Annotated in this window: 11 protein-coding genes; 9 read left to right on the top strand and 2 right to left on the bottom strand. The window is 68.5% G+C overall.

The window, feature by feature from the left end; all coding sequences use genetic code 11:
* From LC438_RS18185 to LC438_RS18165, 5 genes are all read left to right on the top strand, one after another.
* Positions 1–492, top strand: a 492-nt coding sequence (locus LC438_RS18185; protein ID WP_223587430.1) for a prealbumin-like fold domain-containing protein, incomplete at its 5' end; no start/stop codon positions are given.
* A gap of 170 nt (positions 493–662) precedes the next feature.
* Positions 663–3,962, top strand: a complete 3,300-nt coding sequence (locus LC438_RS18180; protein WP_223587429.1) for a SpaA isopeptide-forming pilin-related protein — start codon at positions 663–665, stop codon at positions 3,960–3,962.
* A 58-nt stretch (positions 3,963–4,020) separates the two neighbouring features.
* Positions 4,021–5,505, top strand: a complete 1,485-nt coding sequence (locus LC438_RS18175; RefSeq protein ID WP_223587428.1) for a SpaH/EbpB family LPXTG-anchored major pilin — start codon at positions 4,021–4,023, stop codon at positions 5,503–5,505.
* Positions 5,506–5,732: 227 nt separating this feature from the next.
* Complete coding sequence (locus tag LC438_RS18170) at positions 5,733–6,650, top strand: class C sortase (RefSeq protein ID WP_105673462.1); 918 nt, start codon at positions 5,733–5,735, stop codon at positions 6,648–6,650.
* 149 nt (positions 6,651–6,799) lie between these two features.
* The gene (locus LC438_RS18165) at positions 6,800–7,735 is read left to right on the top strand and encodes a DMT family transporter (RefSeq protein WP_105673463.1); all 936 of its coding nucleotides are present in this window, start codon (positions 6,800–6,802) and stop codon (positions 7,733–7,735) included.
* 27 nt (positions 7,736–7,762) lie between these two features.
* Here the strand turns inward: LC438_RS18165 and LC438_RS18160 are convergent, their stop codons facing one another.
* Positions 7,763–8,548 carry a GntR family transcriptional regulator gene (locus LC438_RS18160; RefSeq protein ID WP_146114277.1) on the bottom strand — a complete coding sequence of 262 codons (786 nt, stop codon included), beginning with the start codon at positions 8,546–8,548 and terminating at the stop codon, positions 7,763–7,765.
* 557 nt (positions 8,549–9,105) lie between these two features.
* Between LC438_RS18160 and LC438_RS18155 the strand changes: the two genes are divergently transcribed.
* On the top strand, positions 9,106–9,312 hold the full coding sequence (locus tag LC438_RS18155) for a cold-shock protein (RefSeq protein ID WP_067356903.1): 207 nt from the start codon (positions 9,106–9,108) through the stop codon (positions 9,310–9,312).
* Positions 9,313–9,542: 230 nt separating this feature from the next.
* On the opposite strand, the gene LC438_RS18150 is transcribed toward LC438_RS18155, so the two are convergent.
* Positions 9,543–10,208 carry an HAD hydrolase-like protein gene (locus LC438_RS18150; RefSeq protein WP_105673465.1) on the bottom strand — a complete coding sequence of 222 codons (666 nt, stop codon included), beginning with the start codon at positions 10,206–10,208 and terminating at the stop codon, positions 9,543–9,545.
* 128 nt (positions 10,209–10,336) lie between these two features.
* On the opposite strand from LC438_RS18150, the gene LC438_RS18145 reads away from it, so the two are divergent.
* The 3 genes from LC438_RS18145 (at position 10,337) to LC438_RS18135 (ending at position 13,470) form a co-directional block, all read left to right on the top strand.
* On the top strand, positions 10,337–11,200 hold the full coding sequence (locus LC438_RS18145; RefSeq protein ID WP_223587427.1) for a carbon-nitrogen hydrolase family protein: 864 nt from the start codon (positions 10,337–10,339) through the stop codon (positions 11,198–11,200).
* Positions 11,197–12,624 (top strand): APC family permease, encoded by a 1,428-nt coding sequence (locus LC438_RS18140; protein WP_223587426.1) that lies wholly within the window; start codon positions 11,197–11,199, stop codon positions 12,622–12,624. Before LC438_RS18145 ends, LC438_RS18140 begins: the two co-directional genes overlap by 4 nt.
* Before the next feature lie 81 nt (positions 12,625–12,705).
* Positions 12,706–13,470 (top strand): FadR/GntR family transcriptional regulator, encoded by a 765-nt coding sequence (locus tag LC438_RS18135; RefSeq protein ID WP_223587425.1) that lies wholly within the window; start codon positions 12,706–12,708, stop codon positions 13,468–13,470.
* Positions 13,471–13,491 lie beyond the last annotated feature (21 nt).

Here is a 13,491-nt window from a genome sequence, read left to right as displayed (position 1 = left end):
GCTGTGGTGCCGATGGACGGGTCGTCGTGGGCGATCTTCTCCGCGGCGACCGGGGGCACGGCGGTGGTGGATCCGGTGCCGGCGGCGGTGTCGGGTGGTTCTCCGGTGACGGGCCTGTTCCGTGATGTCACGCTGACGGCGGGGACGTACTGGTTGGAGGAGACGCGGGCGCTGGACGGGTTCGCGCTGCTGGCAGGGCGGGTGCCGTTCACGGTCGCCGCCGACGGCACGATCACCCTCGACGCCGGTGTCTCCTCGAACGTGCAACTGGTGGATGTCGACGGCATCCGCACGATCCGTGTCGAAGACGTCCCCGCTCTCGACCTTCCCGATGCGGGAGGGCCCGGCGATTCCTGGATCTACCTGATCGGCCTCACCCTCCTCCTCGCCGGCACCACCGCCGGCTTTGTGCGATCGAAGCGGCAGAGGCGTGCGGCAATCCCCAGTACTGAGGGAATCCCCGACTCGCAGAATCGGCGGAACGAGAGATGACGGCTCTTGTTTCCGGTACTTTCTCCGGCGTAACCAAAACGAGACAGAGCCCCTTGTCGGTCGGCACCGGCTGCTCACTAGCTTTCCCTGGTACGCGCTGGGAGCGTTCCCGTGATACCCGAGTCCTCTGGTTGACGCCCCTCGGCGCGAGCCGAATCTGGGGAGGAACCGTGCGCGCATCACGAGACATCGTGGCTCTCGATCGACCGGGGAGCTGGCGGAGACCACTGTCGCTCGTTGTGATTGCGATCCTCATGTCGGTGGCGCTGGTGCCGCTGTCGCGGCCACTTCAGGCGTCTGCCGCTCCGGGAGACCCGTTCGATCCGAACGTCCCCACGGTCTTCGTCGCGCAGGACGTCCCCACGAGGCTCTACGCCGCGCAGCAGACGGCGGGGTCCGTCGGGTTCACTCCGATCGGCGCGACGGCGGCGATCGGCTACAACGCGATCGGATTCAACACGACAGACAACTACCTCTACGGGGTCCAGCGGGACACGGCGAACCGAACGACGCTGATCCGGATCGGCCAGGGCGGGGTGATCACGTCTCTCGGTGCGATCTCCGGCCTCGCGACTCCCCCGGCGGGTCAGATCTACAACGAGGGCGCCTTCGGGCAGGGCGCGACGGCCGGGGTGCTCTACGTGCGCTACACGGGTGGAGCGGGAACCTACATCGGCGCCATCAACGTGGCGACGAGAACCGCGACCGGGATCACTCTGCAGGCGGCCGTTCCGAACCTGTCTGACATCGTCTGGAAGGACGGTTTCCTCTGGGGGGTGAGCCAGGCCGACCGGATCTACCGGATGAACCCCGTGACGGGGCAGGTGAGCTCATGGGCGTTGGGGCTGGGCGTGAGCGCGGCTTTCGGTGCGCAGTGGCTGTACGGCAACGGGAACATCGGCCTGTCCGACAACACCACCGGCAACATCTATCAGGTCGCGATCGCCAACCCGACGGCGGCGACGCCGACCTTCACCCTCGTGTCGACCACCGCAGGGCCGGCCTCGGGCAACAACGACGGCGCCGCGATACCCGGACTGGATGTCGACCTCGGAATCGTGAAGACCGGTCCGGCGGTCTACACCGCTGGTGCGGCGATCACCTACACGCTCACCGTCACCAACAACGGCCCCGGCGTCTCCTCCGGCTACCAGGTGACCGACACTCTGCCCGCCGGCATCACGGGAGCCTCCTCGCCGACCGCGGGGTGCACGGTGGTGACCGGCGTCCTCCGGTGCGCACTGGCAGGGCTGGCGGTCGGAGCCACCAGGACCATCACGGTGAACGGCACAGTGGCAGCCTCCACCACGGGGTTGCTGACGAACGCGGCGCGAGTGATCGGCAACGAGCGCGACCCCAATCCGTCGAACGATCAGAGCACGACGACCGCCGCCTTCTCCGCGGGGTTCCGGTGCACGGCTGATGTGGTCTACGGCCTCAACACGAGCGGTGCAGTGCTGGCGATCAACCGGGCAACGGGAGCATCGGTGCAGGAGGGGTTCTTCCCGGCCGGTGGTTCCGCTCTGATGAACAGCCTCGCGATCACCGCCGACGGGAGATATGCGTACGCGGCGTCGCAGTCGGGTACCAAGAACGTGTATCGCTACGACACGACGACGGGTGTGGCGTCGCTGGCGGGAACGATTCCGGAAGCGACCTTCAATCTCTTCATGGGTGCGGTTAATCCCGTGAACGGTCTGTATTACATCGGCGGGGTTTCCGGCACGGAGTACGTGTTCTTCGCCTTCGATCCCGTTGCGAACACGTCGTTGGGTCTGCAGTTCCGTGTGGCGGTGCCGACCGCGGGCGGCGCGAACGGTGATCTGGTCTTCGACAGCCAGGGGCGGGCGTTCATCGTGATGTCGAATGGAACGGCAGCGGGCAACCGTCTGGTGGTTGTGGATTCCCCGCCGAGCAACGGGAGTCTCGTAGGGTCGCGGTTGTTGGCGAATCTTGCACCCGCCTCGGCGCAGTTCCAGGGGATCGCGTTCGGCAGCGACGGGTATCTGTACACGCAGCACACGGCGGCGACGCGGGTGCTGTCGCGGGTGGATCCGAACTCGGGAGCCCAGGTGTCGAGTGCGACGATCCTGAACCCGAACGGCACGAACAACACGCTGGTCAGCGATCTGAGCTCGTGCACGTTGAACAGCACGCTGACACTGCGGAAGGACCTCGTGGGGCGGTACGCGACGGGGGATCAGTTCACGGTCACGATCACCGGCAACGGTGTGGCGTCGGGAAACACGGGCACGACGTCGGGCACATCGACGGGGTTGCAGACGGCAGCATCGGCGACGGCGGGTGCGGTCGTCGGGGTTCCTGGCCGCACCTACACGATCACGGAGACGCCGAGCGGCGGCGCGGTGCTGGCGAATTACCGAACGACGTGGGAGTGCCGCGACTCACTCAACGGGAACGCACTGGTCGCGTCCGGATCCGGAGCGAGCGGGTCGGTGACGATGCCGTTGGGGTCGAACACCGGTTCCCACATCGTGTGCGTGTTCACGAACACCCCGATCCCGACCTGGACCCTCGCGAAGCAAGCCCTGCGCGGCGCCGATCCGCTCGCCGCGGGCGCGAGAGTGCAGCCCGGTGAGGTGATCACTTACCGCGTCACGGCGACGAACGCCTCGGCGGTGCCGGTCTCGGCGACCGTGCTGACGGATGATCTCTCCGATGTGCTCGACGACGCGACCTTCGTCGCTGGCTCCGCCCAGCTGGTCATCGCGGGAGGGCCTCCTGTCGCCGAGCCGGACCCGGTGGGTACCCAGTTGACGACCGCGTCGTTCACTCTGCCGGCATCCTCGTCGGCGGTGCTGACGTATCGGGTCACGGTGGCGGCGGATGCGTGGTCATCGACGCTGCGGAACGTGGTCACCGGTAACGCGGGTGCGCCGGGTCAGCCGACGCCGCCGCAGGCGTGCGGGGCGGCGTGCACGACGTCGCAGGTGACGCCGACGCCGGTGCAGGTCCAGAAGGTCGGCGAGGCGTCGACCGGGGCTGTGGTGCCGATGGACGGGTCGTCGTGGGCGATCTTCTCCGCGGCGACCGGGGGCACGGCGGTGGTGGATCCGGTGCCGGCGGCGGTGTCGGGTGGTTCTCCGGTGACGGGCCTGTTCCGTGATGTCACGCTGACGGCGGGGACGTACTGGTTGGAGGAGACGCGGGCGCTGGACGGGTTCGCGCTGCTGGCAGGGCGGGTGCCGTTCACGGTCGCCGCCGACGGCACGATCACCCTCGACGCCGGTGTCTCCTCGAACGTGCAACTGGTGGATGTCGACGGCATCCGCACGATCCGTGTCGAAGACGTCCCCGCTCTCGACCTTCCCGATGCGGGAGGGCCCGGCGATTCCTGGATCTACCTGATCGGCCTCACCCTCCTCCTCGCCGGCACCACCGCCGGCACCCTCAACCTCGCGCGACGACGACGAGCACTCGCCGTCACCTCACGCGGTCCCCGGGCGTGACATGCGCGCCCACCCGAATACCCGAGAAACGCAAGACCCAACCCAAGGGGGAAGAAACATGAAGACCATGAATCCGGCACGACGCGGACTCCGCGTCGGCCTCGCAGCGAGCGCCGCCGCGGTGCTCCTGGGGCTCGGCCTCGCGGCACCGGCGGCAGCGGCGCCGCTGGTCGACCCGAACGCCACCGGCTCGATCACCGTGCACAAGCTCGAAGCGCCTGACACGCCCACCGGTCTGCCGAACAACGGCACGGCCGTGGACACCACGGGCCTCACTCCGCTCCCCGGGGTCGAGTTCCAGGTGCGGCAGGTCACCGGCATCGACCTGTCGACCAACAGCGGCTGGGCGAACGCCTCGACGCTGTCGGGCGTGTTCGACGCCGCAGATCCCGAAGGCTCGATCACCGGCGCGGGATACACGCTCGCGGCGGGTTCGTCGCTGGTGACGGATGCCGCAGGTCAGGCGTCGTTCACCGGCCTCCCCGTCGGCCTGTACCTCGTCGAGGAGACCAGCTTCCCCGCCGGAGTGACGCCGTCGGCGCCGTTCCTCGTCTCGGTGCCGTTGACCGATCCCGACAACCGGGACAACTGGCTGTACGACGTGCACGTCTACCCGAAGAACGCGATCACGACGGCCACCAAGACCGTCGACGATGCGGATGCCGTGCAGCTGGGCGATGAGGTGTCGTTCACGATCACGTCGGACATCCCCAACGCGAACCCGATCGACGGCTTCAAGATCGTCGACGTGCTCGACCCCAAGCTCGACTACGTCGCCGCCACGGTCACGCTCGCCGACGGCACCACGATCGCCGAGGGCACCGACTACACGATCGTCCACGACGCAGGGACGAACGCCGTCACGGTCGAGTTCACCGCTGCGGGGCGCGCGATCCTCGCCGCGAACAACACCACGCAGGTCGTCGTCGACATCATCACCACGGTGAACGCGGTGGGCGAGATCGCCAACCAGGCGCTCGTCTACCCGAACGCCGCCAGCTTCGACATCGACCCGGGCGAGCCCGGTGGACCCACCACGACCCCCGAGGTCGAGACCCGCTGGGGCGGCCTGACCGTCGCGAAGGTCGGTCAGGGCGGCGCGGCGCTCACCGGAGCCGTCTTCCAGGTGTTCACCTCGGCGGCGGATGCCGCGGCGCAGACGAACCCGGTCACCCTGAACGGGGACACCGAGTTCGAGGTCGTGAACGCGGACGGCACCCTGACGCTCTCGGGTCTGCGGTACAGCGACTTCGCCAACGGCGCCACGGTCGCCCCGGGTGACGCCGGCTACCTGCAGTACTACCTCGTCGAGGTGCAGGCGCCGAGCGGTTACGAGCTGCTCGCCGCTCCGATCGAGTTCACCGTCACCGCCGCCACGACGGCAGCGGGGATCGATCTGACCGTGACCAACGTGCCGCACAACGGCGGCTTCCAGCTGCCGTTCACCGGTGGCACGGGCACCGGTCTGCTCTACCTGGCCGGCATCGGCCTCATCGCCGGTGGTGTCGTGTTCCTCGTCGTGAAGCGTCGTCGTAACGCCTGACCACCCGAGACGGCGGAGTCCCCACACCGCCGCCATCGAGGGGGCAGCCTTTCCTCTCCCCGGCTGTCCCCTCTCCAGGGGATGATGCGGCTCGAACCGGATCATCCTCGGGGGCGACCCACCTCCCCGGGTCGCCCCCGCCTCTGGGATGGATCGGCTCGAACCGAACCGTCCTCGGGGGCGACCCGCCTATCGGGTCGCCCCCACCTCGACTTCGGAGCTTCCTCATGATCGTCACCGCCGAACCGCAGGACGCGACTCCGCTCAGGCGCCGCGCCCGGCGTGCATCCGTCGAGCGTCGGTGGTCTCCGATGAGCATCGCCGTCGCCGTGGTCGTGATGGCGGGGGCGGGCCTCATCGCCTACCCCTCCGGAGCGACCTGGATCAGCGACCTCACCCACGCGTCCACGGTCTCCGGGTACGCGCAGGCGGTATCCGACTCGACCTCCTCCGAGCTCGGGGGGATGATCGACGCGGCCCGCGACTACAACGAGCATCTTCCCGACGGACCGCTCCGTGATCCCTACACGCTCAATGCGGCGGGCGGAGCAGACGACGTCGACGACGGCCGCGCGGACTACCTGCAGCAGCTCTCGCTCGCTCCCGGAGCTCCGATGGCACGCATCCGCATCCCCGGGATCGGGGTGGATCTGCCGATCTATCACGGCACAGACGAAGACACTCTCGCACGCGGGATCGGCCACCTGTACGGCTCCGGCCTCCCGGTCGGCGGGGACGGGACACACTCCGTGCTGACCGGCCACTCCGGGATCCCGGGTGCGAGTCTGTTCACGCGTCTCGACGAGCTCGACCTGGGCGACGAGTTCGCGATCGACGTCGCCGGCGAGACGCTGGTCTACCGCGTCGACCAGATCAAGACCGTGCTCCCCGACGACGGCGATCTGCTGCGGCAGTCGCCCGGGCACGACTACGTGACCCTGCTGACGTGCACGCCCACCGGGGTCAACACCCACCGGTTGCTGGTTCGCGGCGAGCGGGTCGACGCGCACACGGCGGAGGCGGATCAGATCTCCCTCCCCTCGGCGCCGGGCGCGCCCGCGCTGCCCTGGGGCGCCTTCGCCGTCCTGATCGGCGGTCTCGCCATCGCCGTGGTGATCGCGCGGCCGCGCCCCGCAGCTCGGTAGACGGCTGTCGGGCCTGTCGGGCCTGTCGAGCCTGGCGGAGCGTCGGGAGGCCGAGTGTCGGGTGCGATGGCCGATACCCGCCAGCGCTCCGCATGGCAGCGGTTCAGGCTGGACGCAGCGACGCAGGACGTCGATGCGGAGGAGAGCGGATGCCGAACACGGATGCAGTCACGGGCGCCACGCAGATCAGGCGCGGCGGCGTGCTGCTGCAGTTCATCCTGCTGGCTCTCACCTGGGGTGCGAGCTTCCTCTTCGTCGCCATCGCGCTGACCGGGCTCTCCCCTGCGCAGGTCGTGCTCGGCCGGCTCGTGGCCGGAGCGCTGGCGCTCGCGGCGGTCTGCGTCATCGGCCGTCATCGACTGCCGTCGCCGGGCATGATCTGGGCGCACCTGCTCGTGGTGGCGCTGCTGCTGTGCGTCATCCCCTTCCTCCTCTTCGCGTGGGCGCAGCAGGACATCTCCTCCGGTCTCGCGAGCATCTACAACGCGACGACCCCGTTGATGACGGTGCTGGTGGCGCTGGTCGCGCTCCGTGAGGAGCGTCCGACCAGGACGACCCTGCTCGGGATCCTCGTCGGCTTCCTCGGAGTGGTCGTCGTCCTCGCACCGTGGGAGGGACTCGGCGCCGGATCCGTGCTCGCCCAGCTCGCCTGTCTCGGCGCCACTCTCAGCTACGGCATCGCGTTCGTGTACCTCCGCCGGTTCGTCACGCCGCGCAGGCTCGGAGCGATACCGGTCGCGACGGTGCAGGTCGGTCTCGGAGCGGCGGTGATGCTGGTGCTCTCTCCGGTCGTCGCTCGCGGAGAGGTCGACCTGTCGACTCCCGTCATCGTCGCGGTGCTCGCCCTCGGCGTTCTGGGGACGGGCGTGGCCTACGTCTGGAACACGAACATCGTGACCGCGTGGGGTGCCACCAACGCATCCACGGTGACCTACCTCACGCCGGTGATCGGAGTGGCTCTCGGCATCCTCGTGCGGGGCGAGCACATCTCCTGGAACGAGCCGTCCGGAGCTGTGGTGGTGATCCTCGGCATCGCCGTCAGTCAGGGGCGGCTGCGCCGACGGACGCGCGCAGTCGCGATCTGAGCCGGTTGCCGCCAGCGTCTCCGCGGATCAGCCGAATCCGAGGTCGGGCACTGCGCTCTCGTTCAAGGGGCGGAGGGCATCGCCGCCGTCGGAGCGTCCGACGCGGGAGAAGAAGGCGACCCGGTCGGCCCGCAGGGCCACGGTGGAGAAGCTCAACGCCACGCCCTCCTCGTCGTACATCACCTGTTCCAGGCTCAGCAGCGGACTACCAGGCAGCACGCTCAATCGCGTGGCCACCGACTGGTCCGCGAGCATCGCGCCGATCAGGAACTCGGAGGACGACAGCCGCAGTCCGCCGTTGTGGAGGAACTGGTAGATGTTGTGGCCGAACGGCGCGGTCTCGAGGCTCGCGGCCTTCGGCAGGGCGAAGTAGTTCGTGGAGACGGCGCTCGCGTAGTCGGCGGGGGCGGCGAGGTACTCGACTCGCAGCACCTGCGGGCCGGCTTCCGGCATCCGCTCCTTCGCCACCGGAGGTGTGGGGATGATCGTGCGATCGACAACGCGCGGATAGGTCGACTGCTCCGGGATGACGTCGACGCCATGGAACTCGTACAGACCGAAGACGGATCCGATGTCGGCGTGCGTGCCCACCCCGTGGGTGCGGCTGACCACGCCCGTCTCCTTGAGCTGTTGCAGCACGTCTCGGACGACGGCGCGGCTGACGTCGTAGTCGCGCATGATCTCGAACTCCCGAGGGAGCTTCCCCTCCGGGAAGTCTCCGCGCATGATGGCGGCACGCAGCATGAGCGCGAGTCTCCGCCGCTCGGCATTGCCGCCAGCCTCGCGGAACTGCGGTGAGGAATCTCTCAGCACGACCACATTTTATGGGCGGTCGCGTCCGCAGGGTACCCCTTCGTCGACGGGGATTCCAGGCCTGTTCTCACCGGTGACGTGATCGTGGCGAGATCGTCATCCGTCCCCTATGGTGTAGGTGCGTGCACAGGGGAATCGATCGTCTCCGTCTTTCCCCAGAAGACGGGAAGCCTTCCCCAGAGGCAAGACGGTCCGTGCATGCGATTGGGCCCTCTCGAGTAGTTCAGTCCCCAATGGGCTGCTCGAGGGGGCCGCTATCGTTCCGCTGAGATTTTTCGAGAATGTCCCCCAAATGGGGGACAAAACCTCTTCGGAGGGGGTACGCTTATTTCTGACGCACCCTCCGGTCGTCTTCGGCCCTCATCGCTCCCCCCGCGGTGAGGGCCACACAATTTTCCGGGTGTCTTCCGCGGGATCCTCTGTGACGCGGTGTGACGGCTCGTGCAACATTTCTGTTACGGGCTGACCCCGGCCCTTCCGCTCAGCCGCTGCTCCACTAGCGTTAGCGATGTCGGTGCATCCTGCGTCGGCTTCTTTTCCAGCAGAACAGGCAGTACATGAGCACCCAGGGCACGGTCAAGTGGTTCAACTCGGAGAAGGGCTTCGGCTTCATCTCCCCCGACGACGGCGGCGCTGACGTTTTCGCGCACTACTCCGCCATCCAGTCATCCGGCTACCGGTCTCTCGAAGAGAACCAGCGAGTCGAGTTCGATGTCGCGCAGGGCCCCAAGGGCCTGCAGGCAGAGAACATCCGTCCTCTCTGAGGAGCGGACGCACCAAGGACTCCCCGACCGGGGTCGCAGCTTCAGCGCGGCCACCGGCGGGGAGTTCTGTGCTTTCCGAGGTGTTGCAGTTTCGGGCTGAGTTCGCACGTTCGGGCTGAGTTCGCGCGTTCGGGCTGAGGATCGGCGCGGATTTCTCCTCCCGAGGCGGAGTTCTCCTCCTGAACGGGCGGCGCACCGTCTCCCTCCGAGAGGGCGGTGCATCGACGGAGTCAGACGAGAAGCAGGGCCTTCAGCTCGTCGGGGGATGACACGCGGAACGCGGCATCGTCTCCCTCGTGCTCGTCGCTGAAGCCCCATTCGACGAAGATCACGGGCACCCCGTTGACGTTCCCGCCCTCGACGTCGTGGTGCCGGTCGCCGATCAGCACGGGGCGCGAGGTGTCGGCGCCGCGCTCGCGGAGCCGCTTCAGCGCCTCGACAACGATGTCGGCCTTCGACGCCAGGGTCGCCTCATCCGGCGTCGCCCCCACCGTGGCGAGGAAGTACGGGCGGAGGTCGAAGTGGTCGACGAGGGCGTCGACCTGGTTCTCCGGCTTCGAGCTCGCGGTCGCCTGCGGCACCCCGGCGGCGTGGAGTTCGCGGATGATCTCGGGGACGTCGGGATAGGTCGCGACGTCGGTGGTGTACCCGTCGGCCTTGCCCAGTGAGCGGTAGAAGGCCACGGCATCGGCGGACTCCTCGGGGGTCATGCCGGCCTGGACCTGGAAGGACTGGAACATCGGCGGGCCGATCCAGTGCACCAGGTCGTCCCTCGTCGGCGCCGGGTGCCCGAAGTGCGTGAGCGCGACGTTCAGGCGGCGGAGGATGCCGACCGAGGCGTCGATGATGGTGCCGTCGACGTCCCACAGCACGCAGGTATAGGGGGAGTGGGGCATGCCTCCAGCCTACGGGCACCGTCTCCGCCCGGATGGCCGCGGACGGAGTCTCGTCGTTCGCCGAGCCCTGGGCGCGAGCCCGAGGTTGACTCTGGACGGGAAGCCCGCGCGTGGCTAAAGTGTTCGCAATGAGCTATTCAAACGGACTCACTGTCGCCGTGCTCCAGGCGGAGGGCGTCGGCGCCGACGTCGAGGCGAACTTCCGTCTCATCCGCGAGGCGGCGCGGGATGCTGCGGCACAGGGTGCGCAGCTCCTCATGACGCCCGAGATGTACCTCACGGGCTACAACGTGGGAGCGCAGCTGGCCGATGTCGTGCGGGACGAGCTCGTCGACGGCATCCGCGACATCGCGCGGAGCGAGGGGATCGCGCTCCTCGTCGGCACGGGACTGCCCGCTGCGGCGGGCATCTCCAACTCGGCTCTCCTGGTGTCGGAGGACGGCGATGTCGTGGCGCGGTACGACAAGACCCACCTCTTCGGCGATCTGGATGTCTCGCTCTTCGAGCCGGGTGACGCCCTCGGTCCGATCGTCGAGCTGCACGGCGTGAGGATCGGCCTGCTCATCTGCTACGACGTGGAGTTCCCCGAGACGGTCCGCACGCTCGCCTCCGCCGGCGCCGACCTCGTGCTGGTGCCCACGGCCCAGATGGCGCCGTACCAGTTCATCGCGGAGCACGTCATCCGCACCCGCGCCTGGGAGAACCAGGTGTACGTAGCCTACGCAAATCGCATCGGCTCCGAGAAGGAGCTGGACTACGTCGGACTGAGTTCGATCGTCGACCCCTCCGGACGCGTCCTCGCCGCCGCCGGCCCGGAGGAGCGCGCGCTGCTCCTCGCCAGGATCGACCCGGCGGAGGTGCGCAGCGCTCAGGCGCGCAATCCGTATCTTCGGGACCGGCGCCCAGGACTCGTCGTCGCCCCCGACCCCCAAGGAGCCGGCATGACGCCCGGCATCCGCACCCGGATCACGACCGAGAGGGACAGTTCATGAGTGCAGATCAGACGACCACGGAGCACCGGCTCCGCGGCAGGCTCGGCACCGGCTCGATCGTCTTCATGGTGATCGCCGCGGCCGCGCCGCTGACGGTGATCGGCGGCAACGCTCCGATCGCGATCGGTCTGGGCAACGGCATCGGCGCCCCGGTTGGTTTCGTGATCGCGACCGTGGTCCTGCTGCTGTTCTCCGTGGGCTTCGTGAAGATGACGCCGCACGTGAAGGAGGCCGGCGCGTTCTTCTCCTATGTGACGAAGGGGATCGATGGTCGGACCGGTCTCGGGACGGCGTTCGTGTCGCTCCTCGCGTACACCGCCATCCAGGTGGGGATCTACGGCTATCTGGGGTGGGCCGTGGATGATCTGGTGCAGCACTTTGGCGGCCCGGCGATCCCCTGGGGCGTCTACTCCCTCGCCGCCGTCGCGCTCGTCGCCGTGCTCGGATATCGGCACATCGACCTGTCGGCCAAGGTCCTCGGCATCGCGCTGGTCCTGGAGATCGGCGTCGTCATCGTGCTCGACACCGTCATCTTCGCGACCGGAGGCGCGGAGGGGATCGTGTGGGACACCTTCGATCCGGCGAACGCCTTCGCGCCGGGGCTCTCGGTCGCCGTGCTGTTCGCGCTGACCGGGTTCATCGGATTCGAGGCGACCGCGGTGTTCCGAGACGAGGCGCGGGATCCGGAGCGGACGATTCCGCGGGCGACGTACCTCGCCGTCATCATCATCGGCGTCTTCTACTGTCTGTCGTGCTGGGCGATGGTCGTGGGCGGGGGTCGACAGGGGATCGTCGATCTCGCGACGGCGACGCTGGCGGGAGAGGCCAACATGCTCACCGACATGACCGGTCGCTATCTCGGCTGGCTGGTCCAGGACATCGTCCAGGTGCTGCTCGTGACGAGTCTCTTCGCCTGCGTGCTCTCGTTCCACAACGTCATCGCCCGCTACCAGTTCGCCCTGTCGCGCAAGGGCGTCCTCCCGGCGCGCTGGGGCACCGTGCACCCGCGGCACCACTCGCCGGCGGTGTCGTCGCTCGTGCAGACGGTGACGGCGACGGTCATCATGGTGGCGTTCATCATCGGAGGCGTGGAGCCTCTCGTCGGAGTGTTCGGCTCGATGGCGGGGGTCGCGACCGTCGGGATGGTGCTCCTCATGCTCATGACGAGCATCGCGGTCCTGGTGTTCTTCCGCCGGCATCCCTCACTGCGGGAGGGACACGTCGTCACGACGGTGCTGGTGCCCGCCGCCGCGGTGATCGGCTTGATCGCCGCTGGGTGGGTCGTGCTGTCTAACTTCACGCTCGTGACCGGAGGCAGCGTCGGACTCTCGGTGTTCCTCGCCTGCCTCCCGCCGGCGGTCTTCCTCCTCGGGGTCGCGCTCGGCGGGGGCAACCGGCTCGCGGAGGCGCGGCAAGAGGGTTAGGCGGGCCCGGCGACGCGGGCGTACCCTCGGTGGAAGTGCTCGGGATCCGATGCGGGCGCGGATCGACACAGAGGGGCGCCGATGACCGAACGAGCGGAGCGCGACGTCCTGGCCTCGGGCCCGCTGGACGGGGTCCGGCCGCTCAGCGCGACGGATGCGGTGCGCGCACGGATCCTGTTGGCGATCGAGCTGGGACTGCTCAAGCCCGGCGAGCAGCTGCCGCCGCACGAGAGCACGGCCCGGGCGCTGAACGTCAGTCTGATGACCCTTCGGCGCGTGTTCGGCACACTCGCCGACCAGGGGATCCTGGAGCGCCGCCGCGGCAGGGGCGGCGGGACGTTCGTGAGCGACCCGATCGATCCGCGGACGTGGCAGGAGGACGGCTCCGTGCGCGGATTCCGCGACAGGACGTCGACCGTGATCCAGCTGATCGACGAGCGCGCGCTGATCGAGTCCGCCCTGGCGGCGGAGGCGGCAGGAACCGTGCGCGACGGAGCGAGAGCACGGGCGCTCGACGAGGCGGCGCAGGCTCTGGAGGACGCGGTGGCTGCCGCCGACTGGGCGGAGTTCCATGACGCGGATCGCGCGTTCCATCGTGCTGTCGCCTCGGCCTCGGGTCTCGACTGGGCTCTCGCCGAACACAGCCGCATCGCCGACCAGCTCTACGACTACTTCGTGCCGTACCCGATCGCGTACCTGCGCGACAGCAACGACGAGCATCGGCGCATCCTCGCGGCGATCGAAGAGGGAGATGCCCTCGGGGCCGCGCGGACCGCGCGGGCGCACGTCCTGGAGCTCAAGAGGTCGATGTTCATCGCCGAGCGCCCGGACGGACAGGGGCGTTGATCTCCTGACCGCGACGCGGGC

Origin of the sequence: Microbacterium sp. OVT16B (genome assembly GCF_019969705.1) — a bacterium.
Taxonomy (GTDB): Bacteria; Actinomycetota; Actinomycetes; order Actinomycetales; family Microbacteriaceae; genus Microbacterium; species Microbacterium natoriense.
This window is presented reverse-complemented; position numbering and strand designations above follow the sequence as displayed.

Coding starts and splice junctions, on each gene's coding strand:
- LC438_RS18175 (WP_223587428.1), top strand. CDS start 4,021: ATGAAGACCATGAATCCGGCACGACGCGGACTCCGCGTCGGCCTCGCA.
- LC438_RS18170 (WP_105673462.1), top strand. CDS start 5,733: ATGATCGTCACCGCCGAACCGCAGGACGCGACTCCGCTCAGGCGCCGC.
- LC438_RS18165 (WP_105673463.1), top strand. CDS start 6,800: ATGCCGAACACGGATGCAGTCACGGGCGCCACGCAGATCAGGCGCGGC.
- LC438_RS18155 (WP_067356903.1), top strand. CDS start 9,106: ATGAGCACCCAGGGCACGGTCAAGTGGTTCAACTCGGAGAAGGGCTTC.
- LC438_RS18150 (WP_105673465.1), bottom strand. CDS start 10,208: ATGCCCCACTCCCCCTATACCTGCGTGCTGTGGGACGTCGACGGCACC.
- LC438_RS18145 (WP_223587427.1), top strand. CDS start 10,337: ATGAGCTATTCAAACGGACTCACTGTCGCCGTGCTCCAGGCGGAGGGC.
- LC438_RS18140 (WP_223587426.1), top strand. CDS start 11,197: ATGAGTGCAGATCAGACGACCACGGAGCACCGGCTCCGCGGCAGGCTC.
- LC438_RS18135 (WP_223587425.1), top strand. CDS start 12,706: ATGACCGAACGAGCGGAGCGCGACGTCCTGGCCTCGGGCCCGCTGGAC.